This window comes from Vulcanisaeta souniana JCM 11219 (genome assembly GCF_026000775.1).
Classification (GTDB): domain Archaea; phylum Thermoproteota; class Thermoprotei; order Thermoproteales; family Thermocladiaceae; genus Vulcanisaeta; species Vulcanisaeta souniana.
In genome coordinates this window covers 997,330-1,012,190 of sequence record NZ_AP026830.1, presented here as the reverse complement: position 1 = coordinate 1,012,190, position 14,861 = coordinate 997,330, and the positions used below count along the sequence as shown (strand labels likewise).

The following is a 14,861-nucleotide window of genomic DNA, read 5'->3' as shown; positions in this document are numbered from 1 at the left end:
GTTGGCAATTTAATGAGTTCATTACCGCCATCACTTCAGTCGGACCTGGAGAAATTGCAGGCACTGCAGGATCAGTTAAATGGCGTTAGGGTTAGGAAGCAACAGTTCGAGGGCGAACTTAAGGAAATTGAGAGAGCTATTTCTGAAATTGAGAAAGTCCCTGCGGAGAACAAGGTCTATAAGATAGTTGGTTCCTTCCTTGTTTTGGTCACTAAGGACCAGGCGCTTCAGGAACTTAAGGATAGGAAGGAACTACTTGAGCTTCACATAAAGACGCTGTCAAGGCAGGAAAGCATGTTAATGAAGCAGATAGAGGACTTAAAGACCCAGATCAATGATGCACTGGCTAAGTTGCAGGGAGGCGCCGGCGGAGTGGCTAAGGGCGGTGGTTAATGAATAATGAGCACCAGTGAAGCACTTAATGAAATAGCCAATGTAGTTGCAGAGGAGGTATATAGATACTTAATGCATAAGCTTCCTGATAGATTGCTCGAGGATGTTGTTATTAACGTGGGCTTCACGGACCCTACTAATTACACGCTGGAGATAAGTATTGATGTCTCCGCAAACCCATTACTGAGTGGTCTTGATAGTATTATAAATAGTGCCATTGAGTTTGGGTTTAAAATAGCGGATTACCTAATGGATAAGTTTAAGAGGGGTGAATTGGTTGGTTTATCAATTGGAGAAATTGAAAGAGTTGCTGAGGAGTACGCAAAGAGCCTGCGTAATAACGCATAGACATGCCGACCTGGATGCATTTGCATGTGGCTTTGCAGCCAAGGAATTAATGAACAAACTAGGTCTGCAAGCGTTTCTCACCATACCCGAGGGATTATCCCACGAGGTTAAGACCTTCCTAAATAAGCTCAACATTAATTATGATAATTCAAACAATTGCGATGCATCATCAGATCTAATAATCTTGGTTGATGTAAGTACATATGCCCAACTAAATGAGTATAGGGAGGTGATTGGCGGCAAAACTGTGGTTATTTTCGATCATCATGAAGTACATAACATAAGCCCCGCATTAGCCGTAATTAACCCAAGCGCCACGAGCTGCTCCGAGGTCATCGCAGAGGTGTCTAGGGGGTTGGGAGTCGCATTGAGTAGTGACACCGCGACACTGCTGATTGGTGGCATCCTAAGCGATAGTGGTAGATTGAGTAGGGCTAGACCTGAGACCTTTGAGGTGATGGCTTGGCTACTCAAGTTATCAGGTAGGGATTATAGGGACATAATTAATGCAATGACTGAGGAAATATCCTTTTCCGAGAGGATGGCCAGGATCAAGGGACTACTGAGGATGAAAGCTTACAGAATCAATGACTACATAATATGCCTAAGCAATGTAAATGCCTATGAATCCTCACTGGCCGACACAATGATTAGGTCAGGTTGCGACGTGGCGCTGGTGGCCTCAGAGCATGAAAATGAGGTCAGGTTGATTGGTAGAAGCAACAAGAGAATCCTGGAGAAATTATCCCTAGCCGAGGTCTTCAATGGATTAGCGCAATACTTCAATGGGGAGGGAGGCGGGCATGCAATGGCTGCTGCCCTGAGTATTAAGGCAAAGATTAATACCAATACATTGCTAATAAAGGCGTTGAATAATATAGAGCAGAAACTTGGTGATAAATCAACAAGAGTAACAATTTGATTAATGCCCACTGAAAAGCTCACTGAGGCGTAACCCTTAATCCAATGAAGGACTTACCCACAATGTAGTAAGGTAATTTCTTGGATGTTTCATTACCTTCATGACCGTATTGCCCCTGTAATTGTGCATTTTGATTCCTTGTATTGTTGGTTATTATGACAGTTCCATTTACGCTTAGGGCATTATTAGCATTAGCTAATGGTTTATCTTCATTGCTAAATACCTGGATTTTGCATGAGGTTAATTTAGTTACCTGTGATTGGTATGCCGGTAATAGGTACTGCACTGGCGTTATTGGTACCATAGATTTGTTGAAGAAGTCATAGGCCTGCAGGTATCCACCAAATAACAGTGAACCGTTAAGCATGTATAAGCCCATTGGATTATTCTCTGTTTCATAAACGGTTATTGAAGAGCCAAATGACGTCACGTAATTAGTCTCAAGCAGGTAATATGTGTTTGGTAAGCATGTTGGGTTTATGATCGTACCATTTGGAAGTAGGAGTACTGGTGATGGGTATACTATGGGTCCATAGGGTATTAGGTTTGGCCTTTGGTATATGGAATATCCATAATTCGTTAACTCACCTATTGATGCATTATAGGTAAGTTCAGCATTCTCTATGATTGTTGAGTTAACGTATTCAATAAACACATACCTAAACACATTAAGTACTTCTTGGAATCCCTGGCTTTGCCATGAACTTGCGTTCTCGCCCTGACCAACCCACGCATAGTATACACTTAACCCAGGTAACCCCACCTCATAGTATCTACTAACGCTTTGGGTTGTTGGGTTAAAACCATTGTAGTAATTCCATAGGTGGTATGGTTTCCCGTTGTTTGACATTAAGTAGCCGCCAACATTACTTAATTCCGTCAGTAGTTGGATTATGCTTTCATTGGCTGTTTCAAAGGTGAAACTCACATAATTTATACCGTCTATGTTCTCCGTTATTATCACATACCAATTAGCATAAACAGGTTGTGGGCTTAGTAGGCTCCATGGAACCCTAATTGTCCATTTAATACCGCCAGTACCATTGGCAATGGCTGTTGAATTAAGTGTAATTTCCTGTTGCGCCGTCGTGTCTGACGCATTCGTAATGTATAGTGTGAATTCCTGGCCGGCGGTTGCTATCCACACTGGCGTTGTGTTCACTACCAATGAATCCTCGCGATAGGTAAGTGGGTAATTACTGGAAATGTTCGTTAAGGTCTGAGTCGTTGGCCTTGAGTCAGTGAGGTTCATACTTATTGAGTATACCGTGTATACTGTGGGTATGGGTGCTGGTCCGTACATTGTATCTGCATATGTAGTTAATGTTATATATGCAAAAATAATCAATGGAATCGCAATAAATAATACCCATTTATTAGTAATCATTACCATGATACTTACAAAATAATTATATAAAGGTTTCTCATCATGAAGAGACACTGAAATTATGAGACAGAAAGTATTTTTTAAGGGTGTATTTATTTAATAAATTGAAAATGAGCCTGGAATTCCAACTAATAAAACCCATTGGGCAGTTTAAAGAACTGGAGAGATACCCATTATACGAACCATTCGCTTACGCCACTATAATTCAGGATGAAACGACGGGAGACGTAATGTACCACCTTGAGGAGATAGAACTCGATTCAACGGAACAGAAGGTCTATAGGGAATTAACAAGGATAGTCATGCTTGAATTACCACCGCCCGAGGAACTAACTAAGATAGGTGATGTTAAGAATTATCTTCTTAACGAATTAAAGAAGATCGTTGGGAAGTATAGGAGGTTGTTCAGGAATGTGCCACCATCATCCTTCGCCAAATTCCTATACTACATAGAGAGGGACTTGCTCGGTTATGGACCTATAGATGCCCTAATGAGGGATGAGAACATTGAGGATATTTCATGCGATGGCGTTGATAGGCCTGTTTATGTATTTCACAGGAGGTATGAGTCAATACCCACAAACATAATTCCAAAGACTGAGCAAGCCCTTGATGACTTGGTCGTAAAGTTAATACACCTATCAGGCAGGCATGTCTCTGTTGCTACACCCATAGTTGATGCGCAATTACCTGATGGCTCTAGAATAGCCGTTACATATAGGAAGGAGGTCTCGCCGGGTGGTTCCACGTTTACAATAAGGAGATTCAGGAAGAACCCGCTAACGTTCACCGAGCTTGTTAAGTCCGGAAACATTAGCCCGGAGATTGCGGGTTACTTCTGGGTAATGCTGGATAATGGCAGGTCATTCCTAGTCCTCGGTGTTACCGGTGCTGGTAAGACAAGTTTCCTCAATGCCATGGCAACATTCATCAAACCACACATGAAGATAATAACGGTTGAGGAAGTACCCGAAATAAATCTACAGCATAAGAACTGGGTTAGGCTGGTCACTAGGCAGAGCTACGGTTCTGAAAAAATAAACGAAATCACGTTATTTGACCTGGTCAAGGCTACGCTCAGAATGAGGCCTGATTACCTAATTGTGGGCGAGATAAGGGGTGAGGAGGCCTATGTTCTATTCCAAGCAGTAAACACGGGACACAGTGGCATATCCACGATGCACGCTGAATCCTTCGAAGCAGCCGTTAATAGGTTAATGAGCCCACCAATGAACATACCACCAGCCTATATACCTGCCATGAACATATTCGTCATGATTAAGAGGGTTAAGATTGGTGGTAGGTTAACGAGGAGGGTCACTGAGGTTGGTGAGGTCTACATGGATGGTGATAGGATAAGGTTCAACACGGTATTTAGGTGGAACCCGAGGAATGATACCCATGAGTCGTATGTGGACAAGAGCGTCCTAATTAGGCAGATAAGTGACATGACTGGTAAGGACATTGATGAATTGCTCAGGGAGATCGATACTAGGGCAAAGGTTGTTAATTGGCTAGTTGAAAACAACGTATTTAACTTCGAGGACGTCTCCACGTATGTACAGACCTACTACACAAATCCAGATGCGATAATTAACAAGATAATTGGGAAGGGGGTGAGTGAAGTTGAGAGTATTGCTCAGATTTAAAGATCTTACGTCGTTGAATAGGTACTTAGGCGAGGAACTGAATAAATTACTGATCGCCAAGAAAAGACTAGAAGAGGAGATAAACAAGGGCTCCCTTGTAGATGTAATTGAAATAAAGGATAACAACATAGATATTAGGAGAGAAAGAATAACCGAAATTAAGGATATCCTAGATAATATTAATACAAGGATTGAATCTATAAACTCATTACTGGAGGAAATAAAGAGCGAATTTAATGATAATAATTTTACGGGCATGGTACTACTCGAGTTCGATAACGGTATGCCTCACAGGGTACTGCTTTCACAATCATTGGTACTAAAGGGTGAAGTTCCATGATAATACTAATCCCAGTATTAATCATTGCAATAATGATTGGAATGATAATACTAGGCCTAATTAGGCCACCATTGACCGTAATAATACCCCTATTGGGTATTTACACAATACTCATGTTAATACCATACATAATACCTAACCTGGTTATTAACCAATACCTGAACATACGATACATATTGCTCCCAATAATAGGCTTTGTTATTGGTTATGGAATATCCTTAATCGTAAGCAAGTACATGAATATAGAGGTTCGTTCAATATTCGGCCTTAAAACGAGTGGGCAACCTAAGGTATTAAGAAAAAACAGTAGGGCTAAGCCTAAATTAAAAGCTGAAAGGGGGCAGCAAATTAAACCAGAGGATTTGGACAAGCTCATCAATGAATCCATTAAAACGCTTAGGCAGAGCTCAAAAACCAGCGAGCTACTGGGCAATTGGGCTGAGTATTACGACAGTTGGTCAGATGCCATATTAAGCATCTCAAGGAATTACATGGACATTAAGAATAATGTGGAGATAATTAATGAGGAAGCCTCTATACTGTCCAGAATTAGGAAGTATGAAGACAACGCCATGACCTTAGGTTTTGCAGTTGGCGAGGAGTCTGTCTTCAAGAAACAGAAAAAAGCCAAGACTAAGACCGAGTATGTAGATAGGTTGATAATTTATGTAAAGCCCGAGGAAATAGCCAATGATTTAATAGCAAGTTCACAAATATTGAGTAATTACATTAAGGAGTTCGATAATGTACTGGAACGATTAACACATAATCCAGAGATCCCGCAGTACATGTATAATTCAGAGATCTTGGTGTTCTATGCCAACGGAATACCCAAAGTGCTAATAGTTCTCCGTAATAGAAGTACCTAACCTGAGCCCTGCATTATTATCATTATTGGTATTGAGTCTACGAGTAATGCAATTAATGGTTTATCCTTGTTAATATTACTGAGACTTTCCAGCTTGTATATTATAGACTTTATTATTGCGGTCTTCAACTGTTCATAACCGGCGGCTTCATTAATAACATTACTCTTTGTGTTGGTACCTGATTTGTAAATAAACTTCAGGGAGAAAACCTCTGTACCACCATCGATAAATTTTATAATTTCAGATATCTCATTGGCTAAAACAACGTTATTTTCAGAACCCAGTAATTCGTTCCAATTCTGCCTTAATATATACATAAATACATTCGAATTGCTTAACTCGTTTTTTAGGGACTGAATTAATTCATTCAATGAATTAAATTTCTTAATTTCAATGATCATGATACACCACCCACCTTTTTCTCAATAACCTTGAACGGCTCTGGGTATTCAATGTCGTCCAACTTAATTACAGTCTCTATGCGACTTGAGATGTTGCCTAATGATGAGATCACATTATCAATTTGAACCATGATCTTGGCAACCTCATCGGCAGTCATCTTAGTGACATTACTCAAAACACTGGGTATCTCAATGGTCTCCTTAACACTTGGTATACTTAGTAATGGAGTTTCTGACAGGTCAGGTAATGAGTAGCCTATCAGGATATCGATGGCTGAATCACTTATGATCACTGTATATTCATCAGACACACCTAACTTATTAGTAAGTTCCAGTACTTGCTTAATAGACATTAAAATATTGGTATAGTAATTAACAATATCGCGCATTATATTCTTATAACCATCAGCCGTTAATACGAAGGTCACCTCAATACCATTAACCTTGGACACAATACTTGCGTTACCCTTGACCAGTGTGGCTGCGCCCTTGCTCCTTAACTCCCTAATTATCCTGTTCATAAGATCATTATCAGGATTATACGCATGATTCTCCTCAATAGTCCGAAGTACCTCGTTGAGCTTATTGCCGAATTCCGCAACTATATCCATCAACTTACTGCTCCTTAGCACTATCAAGGTTTATCACCACCACGGAGGGTACGTCACTGAAGTACCTAACCATTGCTTTAAAACCTAGCCCTTTAAGTTTACCTAACCTGGTCTCAATGGATTCGTAAATCGCATATTCCAGCTTAAGGAATAGTAATGCCCTGGAGAATAATTCCCTGTATGCCTCCTTAGATGGTTCCTTGTATATTACTATCGGTACTGAATTAGATATATCAATGATCATCTTTTCACTTTTATCAGGTAGGTCTAGTTGTTCATTTGCCTTGTCATAAACAAGGGATAGGTTCTTGACATACTCAACAAGTTTCTTTTTACCTTCTAATATTCTTCTATATAGCTCATCCACATTAATACTAATATCTACGTTGGCGGTCATGGCATGATCACCAACTTCGTCTTCTTACTTTCATGATCAATAATTATTGCCACTGAAGCATCTCTAAACTTGGTATTATTTAAGTAGTTATTTACTTTATCAATTTCATTAATTATGTAACTAATATTATCATTCAACGCGCTTATTTTATTCACCAACCATGCATAGTGGGGCGCAATATGCATGTTTATTGGATATGGTATTGTTGTCATAATTATTACCCTATGTGATGGTTGAGGTCCTGATTTCATGATTATCTCCTCGATATTGGCATTTGCCCTTAGTGCCTCATTAATCTTATCATATTTTCCTTTTAATTGTATTAATTGTTCCTTGAAAGTACTTAATTTATTAATAGCTTCCTCAATCGTGCTGAATAGCATTATTAGCATTCAGATTCTCATTAGTTGAGTTATATTTATTCTTTACTTGCTTGATAATTACGAGAAATGATACTCAGAAACAATGAACAAATTACTTCCCCTCCTCCCTGATTAGTCTAGCTAGTTCATCAATGGTTCTGCCCAGGTCTTTGATGTCATTGTGCATTTCCACTATCTCATTAATAACGAGAGAATTATCCAGGCACCTTAGAAGAAGGTCGGCCCAACTACGGGAATGAAACGCTTGCTTAAGCCTTTTTAGTGCTTCATATTGACTCTCATCTATCTCTATTACAATTCTTCTCTTTCCATTTTTAGCCATGCGCCTTAATAAATAAAGAACCTATTTTAAAGGAATCCCTCTACCTCGATTGTCCTTTTCTTTGGGATTTAGTAACGCTTATCATAAATTCGGGTATTTCGGTATACTTAATGTAATACTGAATAAGGAGCTTAACTACTTCCCTGAGCAGCAACATTAACGTCGATTTCCTAAGACCAAGGACCCTTGCTGCTTCCTTCCAAGGCCTTGCCTGAAGAACCTTACATATAATAACCTCTTCATAGAACAAGGGAAGCTCAATAGAATCAGCACCCTTCCTTAGATAATACGTTCTTACTAATTCGGTTATTGCGTCAGTAGTGTTTTCATATGTCATTGGGCCCCATGAATATGCAACTAAACGCCTAACCTGTGCATCAGTAAGTCTCGGGCTATAACTAGGGTCTAGTGGTTGGCCCCAGTCGGTTAATAGCATCCTGACCACGTCAGGCTCCATGTCATGGAATGGCCCTTGCAATGAATTAAGTAGCCTTAGTCTAAACTCCTTATTGGCATATATTATTGTGTCCCCTGCTGCTTCATTAATGGGTTTAGCAAGCAACACACTGTACTCACCGCTTATTGGATTCCTCTCCGGACTTATGTGAACCGGCATGTAACCATTCCTGATCCAGAAATTCAGTAACTTGGCGTTAACGCCAAAACCAACCCCAATCCAGTCAATACCTCTCTCCCTGGCCTCCTCCTCAATTTTCCTAAGCATCTCAGTACCCAGTCCCTTATCCTGAAGCTCAGGATGCGTGGCGATCCTAATTATTCTCCAACCCCTTAACTTAGCGAATTCCGTGAGCCCCCAATACTTAATTATCCTGTCAGGTAATATATTACCAGGTAACTTTAGGCCCCTTACCACCAGGTCTATTAACTCATCGTTTATTCCACCCTCCTCAGCCAGTTCCACGGACACCACTATCTTACCATTATTAAGCGATAGGGCCCTAATGAAGTGATGCGGCGCGTCCATCATCATACCCAAGTCATCTGGCTCATTCCTGTAATGAGCCTGGACATATATACCGAAGAACTGCCTTAGTTGATCCTCATTAGTTAAGAAGAACTCCTTTAGATCAGGTATTACGTAGTTAAACCCGCGTTTGTTTATCAAGTCATAATCCTCATTCGTTATTTTAGCGGGCTCTGCATCAAGTAGCAATGTGTCAAATAGCCAATGCTCAACGGGATCGCCGAGTGCATACCTGATTGGCTCCTTAAGTTCATACTCAATAACCCTCGTATCCCTATCTTCACGCAGAAACTTAAGGAACCTGAGACTAAAGCCTCTGCCTGCGCCTTCATAACCATGTATTGTGGATGCATAAATAACCCTACTAAACCTGCCATGGATCCCATAAAGCACCGGCAACGGTATCATCGCAGCCTCATCAACCACAACAATGTCCCTACCCTCCTCACTGAGCATATCATAGGGCCTTATGTAGTCTATGAAGATGGAGACACCTACCTTAACCGACACCACATCACTGCCCCAGTAACTCAGGTCAACATCATAGTTCAACGCCTTAAGGCCCTTAACCACGAACTCCATGAGAGTTGATACATTGCTGGGATTCATAGCAGTAACCGCAAGCCTAACCCTACCCTTAACCTTCCTAAGCCTATGGGCCAGGGCAGCCAGAGCTAAACCAATAATCGCCGACTTACCCCTGCCTCTATCCGCAATCAGCACCACATTAACCTTCTTACCCCTAGGCGGTCTCTCCATCAGTACCTCCATTGCCCTAAGAGCCTCAACCTGGTCCTGAGTCTTAGCCAATTCGTAAATTGCCCTAGAGAACCTTGCCTTTTCAGGTATTACTATTTCCTTGGGCTTCCAAGGCTGTACATTACCAAGAACTGGCTCCTTTACTACCTCGTCAGAGTCCACATTAATGGCTAATGCCTTATTCATATTCATCAACTTGTTCCAAAACCTAACCTTCAGGAAGTGCCTGACGTGGTCAGGACCGTACTGAGGAACGAGGATGCTTTGTTGAAATTTTGTTAATTGTTTCACCCATTCACTTAATGGGGGTATCATAAACACGTAAATACCACCACCCCTAACAATGCCTCCCAACCTACCCACATCATTTGGCTTCAGGTCATTTACCAGGTCAAGTATTGTGAAATCCACAGTGGTACCAAGCAACTTGTCGGTCTCCTTATACGGCTTGTAATCAATAACCACCGGGACACCATTAATAAATCCCTTAAACCTACTCATTCTCCTCTGGGCATCTGCATACTCTGGTTGATACATGTACAAGCCACGCGCACCCTTAACTAATGATGAAAACACCCTAAGTGAGTCAGCGGCATACCTAGCTAATTTCTCCTCATTAATTCCCACAAGTACAATGAGCCTCCTATGATTGGAAGATAAACCCTCCTTAACCAATTCCCGCAACAGATCACTCCAGCCCATACCCACTGATCAATAACACTGTATGAACAAGTACTTATAAACATAATACAAGTAATGCGTACTATTAATGATTAGGCGCGTTGGTTCTGAGAAGTGATGAGAGACGGGCGAGAAGGATGACTCACCTCCTTGGGAATATTGACTCACAGGGTATCCGCCCGTTCCTAAGAGTATTCATGAACTCAATGTATGTATCATAGACATCCCTAATCCATGTATTAATGCCCCTGAAATACACGGGCTCCGTATTCAATAACTCAAGCAACTCATCAGTACTCAGCTTATTTATGTAATAGCAGGGATCCTTCAGCAATAGTACTCTGCGGTACTCCCTAGCAATAACCTCAGTCACCGGTGTCCCATCCTCATGTTCGACATTGTTGAGCAAGGGCTCAATATCACCTATGGAAATATTATTCACAAACCCCCTACGTTCCCACTCATCAATAACGGAGTAGAAATACCTAATGAGGTCATCTAAATATGGGCGTCCATTATTGAAGTACATAACGACTACTGGATGATTAAGCCAACCAGTTTTGCCATCTTTGAGTACATTGAGTTTCCTAAGTATTGCAAGTATGACCTGCTTAGTCTCAACTCTCTGCTTGCCAAGCCTTAAATCATCTAAAAACCCTGCAGATTTTCCATGATCAATATATGGCCTAAACACCTGCATTTTCGGATTCACCGTAACTCCTTTTACTCTTAAGCATTGACAGATGATAGAGGTAGTACTTAAAAATACGGTCTCTCCCTAAGGCACGTATGCTAATGAATAGCGCCAAATTACAAAGGTATTATTTAATACGATTATGTAAAGATGGGATAACTGCAAAAACAATAGCAAATAGGTGAGAAGCCATGAACCTACCCATACACAGTGACCCCATATTAATAGCATCGCTTACCCTACCCTTCATAGCCTCAATAATAGCTGGAATAATAGGTAGAAAATACAGCAAGGCAGCTATGGTCCTTACATCGGTATCATTCATACCATTATTCATATACGCATCGTACTTACTAGTACTTGGTGGATCCTACCTGGTACCCCTTGGTGGTCCCTTACCAAGACCACTAGGTATGATGTACTTAATGAGCGACGGCCTAAGCAATGCCTTTGGACTGGCAATAGCACTCGTTGGAATAACGCTGGAGATCGCCTCCTACCCGTACATGAAGCATAGGTTCCACGTACTTGAGTTACCCGAGCAATTCGACGTGTATTACCTACTCTTCACATTATGCGCTGCCAGTATGGAACTGCTGATATATGCATATAACCTATTGCTAATGTACATTGCCCTTGAGATTTCGTTAATAACGCCCGTAATATTGATTTATTACTACGGTTATGACACTCAGGGTAAAACAAGGCGTTGGATAGCACTTCTATACTTCGTATACGGAATGCTGGCAAGCACATTGTTCCTAATAGGCGCAGTAATGGTGGCTCTGGAGAACAACACTATGGACCTCGCCGCAGTAAAGAATATATCCCTAATAGCATGGGCGCTGATGTTCATTGGATTATTAATAAAGTTACCAAGCTTTGGCCCACACGTGTGGATACCTTGGGTTCACGGTTCTCACCCAACTCCAGTGGCGGCCTTGATATCGGGCCTAGTTGGCTTAATGGCCTACGTACTGGCCAGGTTATACCTAATCTCCCCATACTTCATTAATGAATTCAGGCTGCCAATACTCATCTATGCAATAATCGGTGGCATCATAATAAGCCTTGGTGTAATTAGGCACCAGTATCACTATAAGTGGTTGTTGGCATACTCAACGGCAGCCAACTCCACATACCTACTAATAGGGCTGGCGCTGGGCACTTATGGAATACTTGGACTAACCATGCATTACATATCGCACCTATTCGGTAAAACCGTCCTCTTTATGACCGCGGCCTCCATAATCGTTTACTACGAGGAGTTTGATATAAGGAAGATGGGCGGCCTTCAGACCTACATGCCATCTGTCGGCGCGGCTGCCGTACTCGGCTGGATGGCCCTTTCCGGAGTGCTGACTCTCTCGTTACTTGCTGAGTTCTACCTATTCCTTGGCCTTGTGAATGTTGTGCTGCCGCTGTATGGACTTTGGGTATTCTTAGGCTTAGCCGTTGGCCTAGCCATAATATTCATATTAACGGGATACTACGGCTTCTGGACACTAAAGCAGGTGTTTTATGGACAGCCCAGGGGTAATTATCACAAGGTTAATGTTGATCCTAAGCTCGTAGTACCACTATACGTGCTTGGTCTAGCTGCGATAATACTTTTATTCTCACCAGCATCCACATACCTCGTGCATTCAATACTAATGGGTATCAGCACAATAATGGGGTGATGGGCATGTTCTCAAGCCTACTCGGTGAACTAATGGGATTAATGCTACTATCACCCATAATACTCGCATCACCAATAGCCATCTACTGGTTGTTCAATCAGGACCCGAGAAAAGCAAGACCACTGGCTTACTTAGCGGTTATCGGCCTTGGCATTTCCGCAGTAACAGCCACGTACATAGAAGCCGCATTTCCATGGGAAAACATAGCCTATAACATGCCATGGATGATCTTACCATCCTCAAGCAGCAGTATCACCATATACGTGTCATTCATAGTAGATTTCCTTAGCCGAAACATGGGCCTACTAACAGCCTGGCTAGCCTTCATAATTGGTGTTTACAGCCTTGATTACCTAGCCAATGACTATAGGCTCGGTTGGTTCTGGTTCTTCTTCAACCTCTTCACGGCATCCATGTTACTCACGGTATACGCAAATGACTTACTATTCATGTTCATAGGTTGGGAGGGACTTGGCTTCAGTTCATGGGCATTGATAGGGCATTGGTATAAGGATGATGATGAGTTATCCTACGTTGGGAGGGTCGGCGATAAATTAGTACTTGATAAACCAGCTTGGACGACACCATCATATGCAGCCTATAGGGCAATAGCCACGATAAGGTTTGGTGATATGCCAATGCTCGGCGCAATAGCCGCAATAGGCATACTAGGTGGTTCCCTAATACTGACGCCAGTAAATGGCGTCCCAGCCATAAATTGGTCGAGCATAATCTCAACACTGGGTGTTGGTGGTACCGTAGCCCTACTACTGGCGTTCATGCTTGGCCCCTACACCAAGAGCGCCCAGGTTCCATTCAATGATTGGTTGCTCACGGCAATGACAGGCCCCACATCAGTCTCAGCACTACTTCACTCAGCGACAATGGTTGCCGCAGGCGTTTACATATTCATGAGATTAACCGAGTCCCTCTATACAGCTGGCGTCATTACTTACCCAGGCGTTGAGATTATGTACCTAGCCACGGTATACATAGGGCTCCTAACGGCCTTACTTGGTGCATTGTTTGCAATGATGATCGATGAGAGGAAGGTAATACTGGCAGGGTCTACAATGTCCTCCCTAGGCTTCATGATGGGTGTGACCGCATTAACACCGTTTATACCGCAATCACCATTTGTAACAATAACCATTGGTCAATACGTAGTGCCTTTGGCGGTTCTGGTGGCATTCTCGTACTTAATAGTGCACGCATTATCAAAGGCAACCCTATTCTTGGTAAGCGGCCACTTAATTCATGTAACACACACAAGATTCAACATGGGTAACCTAGAGCTTGGTAGGAGAATGAAGCTTGCCTTCTACGCAACATTAGCTGCGGCAATAACCCTCGGTGGTGTTCCACCTTTAGCCGGTTATTGGGTACACGCTGCAATGGATGAAGTAACCACGGCGTCTATTTCCGTGGTTGGTTATGGCACGTATGCATTAATGATACTAACTACTCTGGCTTACGTTGCCTTCCTTGCTAGGTTCACGTCCCTAAACTTCATTAAAGGCGAGACTCCACATACCCATGAGGAGCATGGTAGGTATCCACTTATGGTGGCTGCTTACACGATAACCGGCACCGCTGCTTTAGCCACATTAGCACTGCCATTTGTGATTAAGCCCGCTGCTCCTGTGTTTATATCCGCCGGTATTGATAGTACGGTGATGGCCATTGGTGTAATTCTATGGATAATATTCGCAGCGGCATTGATAAAGCCCAGGGTGGGTAACCTTGGAATAATTACAAGGATCTTTGAGAGAAGGTATTACCTGCAGGCCTTCATGGATGTGGTTCTGGCGGGCTTTGGTTCCATACTAACACTGGTCGCGTTTTACATATACAAGGGTATTGATGCGTTCTTCAACTTTATAATACCTGATGCAACAATTGTGTTATCGAGGTACATAAGGTCAATACAGAGGGGTTACTTGAGGACATACCTTGAGGTTCTTCTCTTGACATTAGCCGTGGTGATTCTGATAATACTAATAATAATTACATTACTTTAAGTTTAAATGTAATTTAA

Annotated in this window: 16 protein-coding genes; 8 read left to right on the top strand and 8 right to left on the bottom strand. The window is 42.0% G+C overall.

Annotated features, from left to right (window positions below; all coding sequences use genetic code 11):
* Positions 1–12: 12 nt before the first annotated feature.
* From Vsou_RS05435 to Vsou_RS05425, 3 genes are read left to right on the top strand one after another with little or no spacing between them, the layout of a single operon-like run.
* Positions 13–393 (top strand): prefoldin subunit beta, encoded by a 381-nt coding sequence (locus Vsou_RS05435; protein WP_054843175.1) that lies wholly within the window; start codon positions 13–15, stop codon positions 391–393.
* Positions 394–399: 6 nt separating this feature from the next.
* Complete coding sequence (locus tag Vsou_RS05430) at positions 400–741, top strand: DUF3194 domain-containing protein (RefSeq protein WP_188602329.1); 342 nt, start codon at positions 400–402, stop codon at positions 739–741.
* Complete coding sequence (locus Vsou_RS05425; RefSeq protein WP_229709661.1) at positions 671–1,663, top strand: DHH family phosphoesterase; 993 nt, start codon at positions 671–673, stop codon at positions 1,661–1,663. The genes Vsou_RS05430 and Vsou_RS05425 overlap by 71 nt, the downstream gene beginning before the upstream one ends.
* Before the next feature lie 19 nt (positions 1,664–1,682).
* Here Vsou_RS05425 and Vsou_RS05420 read toward each other — a convergent pair whose 3' ends face one another.
* The gene (locus tag Vsou_RS05420) at positions 1,683–3,050 is read right to left on the bottom strand and encodes a hypothetical protein (protein WP_188602330.1); all 1,368 of its coding nucleotides are present in this window, start codon (positions 3,048–3,050) and stop codon (positions 1,683–1,685) included.
* Between the two features lie 110 nt (positions 3,051–3,160).
* Here Vsou_RS05420 and Vsou_RS05415 point away from each other — a divergent pair, with 110 nt between their 5' ends.
* The 3 genes from Vsou_RS05415 to Vsou_RS05405 are packed head-to-tail and all read left to right on the top strand — an operon-like array spanning position 3,161 to position 5,908.
* Positions 3,161–4,699, top strand: a complete 1,539-nt coding sequence (locus Vsou_RS05415; protein WP_188602331.1) for a type II/IV secretion system ATPase subunit — start codon at positions 3,161–3,163, stop codon at positions 4,697–4,699.
* A complete protein-coding gene (locus Vsou_RS05410) occupies positions 4,677–5,039 on the top strand; it encodes a hypothetical protein (RefSeq protein ID WP_188602332.1) in 363 nt (120 codons plus the stop codon). Before Vsou_RS05415 ends, Vsou_RS05410 begins: the two co-directional genes overlap by 23 nt.
* On the top strand, positions 5,036–5,908 hold the full coding sequence (locus tag Vsou_RS05405) for a hypothetical protein (RefSeq protein WP_188602333.1): 873 nt from the start codon (positions 5,036–5,038) through the stop codon (positions 5,906–5,908). The genes Vsou_RS05410 and Vsou_RS05405 overlap by 4 nt, the downstream gene beginning before the upstream one ends.
* Here the strand turns inward: Vsou_RS05405 and Vsou_RS05400 are convergent.
* From Vsou_RS05400 to Vsou_RS05370, 7 genes are all read right to left on the bottom strand, one after another.
* The gene (locus Vsou_RS05400) at positions 5,905–6,309 is read right to left on the bottom strand and encodes a hypothetical protein (protein ID WP_054843180.1); all 405 of its coding nucleotides are present in this window, start codon (positions 6,307–6,309) and stop codon (positions 5,905–5,907) included. The two genes, Vsou_RS05405 and Vsou_RS05400, sit on opposite strands and share 4 nt — an antisense overlap.
* Positions 6,306–6,941: a hypothetical protein gene (locus Vsou_RS05395; RefSeq protein ID WP_229709715.1), complete on the bottom strand. Its 636-nt coding sequence runs from the start codon at positions 6,939–6,941 to the stop codon at positions 6,306–6,308. Before Vsou_RS05395 ends, Vsou_RS05400 begins: the two co-directional genes overlap by 4 nt.
* Positions 6,925–7,317 (bottom strand): hypothetical protein, encoded by a 393-nt coding sequence (locus Vsou_RS05390; RefSeq protein WP_188602334.1) that lies wholly within the window; start codon positions 7,315–7,317, stop codon positions 6,925–6,927. Before Vsou_RS05390 ends, Vsou_RS05395 begins: the two co-directional genes overlap by 17 nt.
* Positions 7,314–7,700, bottom strand: a complete 387-nt coding sequence (locus tag Vsou_RS05385) for a hypothetical protein (RefSeq protein WP_264890792.1) — start codon at positions 7,698–7,700, stop codon at positions 7,314–7,316. The genes Vsou_RS05390 and Vsou_RS05385 overlap by 4 nt, the downstream gene beginning before the upstream one ends.
* 91 nt (positions 7,701–7,791) lie before the next feature.
* Entirely contained in the window at positions 7,792–8,022 is a 231-nt protein-coding gene (locus tag Vsou_RS05380; RefSeq protein WP_188602336.1) for an ATPase, read from the bottom strand.
* Between the two features lie 40 nt (positions 8,023–8,062).
* Positions 8,063–10,468, bottom strand: coding sequence for a tRNA(Met) cytidine acetyltransferase TmcA (locus Vsou_RS05375; RefSeq protein WP_188602622.1), 2,406 nt, complete (start codon positions 10,466–10,468; stop codon positions 8,063–8,065).
* Between the two features lie 121 nt (positions 10,469–10,589).
* Positions 10,590–11,147, bottom strand: coding sequence for a pyrimidine dimer DNA glycosylase/endonuclease V (locus tag Vsou_RS05370; RefSeq protein ID WP_188602337.1), 558 nt, complete (start codon positions 11,145–11,147; stop codon positions 10,590–10,592).
* A gap of 185 nt (positions 11,148–11,332) precedes the next feature.
* On the opposite strand from Vsou_RS05370, the gene Vsou_RS05365 reads away from it, so the two are divergent.
* Complete coding sequence (locus tag Vsou_RS05365; RefSeq protein ID WP_188602338.1) at positions 11,333–12,823, top strand: complex I subunit 5 family protein; 1,491 nt, start codon at positions 11,333–11,335, stop codon at positions 12,821–12,823.
* A complete protein-coding gene (locus tag Vsou_RS05360) occupies positions 12,823–14,844 on the top strand; it encodes an NADH-quinone oxidoreductase subunit 5 family protein (protein ID WP_229709662.1) in 2,022 nt (673 codons plus the stop codon). Before Vsou_RS05365 ends, Vsou_RS05360 begins: the two co-directional genes overlap by 1 nt.
* The last annotated feature ends 17 nt before the right edge of the window (positions 14,845–14,861 follow it).

Bases quoted from the DNA above. Each gene is read 5' to 3' on its own strand.
- Vsou_RS05435 (WP_054843175.1), top strand. From the start codon at position 13: ATGAGTTCATTACCGCCATCACTTCAGTCGGACCTGGAGAAATTGCAG.
- Vsou_RS05430 (WP_188602329.1), top strand. From the start codon at position 400: ATGAGCACCAGTGAAGCACTTAATGAAATAGCCAATGTAGTTGCAGAG.
- Vsou_RS05420 (WP_188602330.1), bottom strand. From the start codon at position 3,050: ATGATTACTAATAAATGGGTATTATTTATTGCGATTCCATTGATTATT.
- Vsou_RS05415 (WP_188602331.1), top strand. From the start codon at position 3,161: ATGAGCCTGGAATTCCAACTAATAAAACCCATTGGGCAGTTTAAAGAA.
- Vsou_RS05405 (WP_188602333.1), top strand. From the start codon at position 5,036: ATGATAATACTAATCCCAGTATTAATCATTGCAATAATGATTGGAATG.
- Vsou_RS05400 (WP_054843180.1), bottom strand. From the start codon at position 6,309: ATGATCATTGAAATTAAGAAATTTAATTCATTGAATGAATTAATTCAG.
- Vsou_RS05390 (WP_188602334.1), bottom strand. From the start codon at position 7,317: ATGACCGCCAACGTAGATATTAGTATTAATGTGGATGAGCTATATAGA.
- Vsou_RS05385 (WP_264890792.1), bottom strand. From the start codon at position 7,700: ATGCTATTCAGCACGATTGAGGAAGCTATTAATAAATTAAGTACTTTC.
- Vsou_RS05380 (WP_188602336.1), bottom strand. From the start codon at position 8,022: ATGGCTAAAAATGGAAAGAGAAGAATTGTAATAGAGATAGATGAGAGT.
- Vsou_RS05375 (WP_188602622.1), bottom strand. From the start codon at position 10,468: ATGGGCTGGAGTGATCTGTTGCGGGAATTGGTTAAGGAGGGTTTATCT.
- Vsou_RS05370 (WP_188602337.1), bottom strand. From the start codon at position 11,147: ATGCAGGTGTTTAGGCCATATATTGATCATGGAAAATCTGCAGGGTTT.
- Vsou_RS05365 (WP_188602338.1), top strand. From the start codon at position 11,333: ATGAACCTACCCATACACAGTGACCCCATATTAATAGCATCGCTTACC.
- Vsou_RS05360 (WP_229709662.1), top strand. From the start codon at position 12,823: ATGGGCATGTTCTCAAGCCTACTCGGTGAACTAATGGGATTAATGCTA.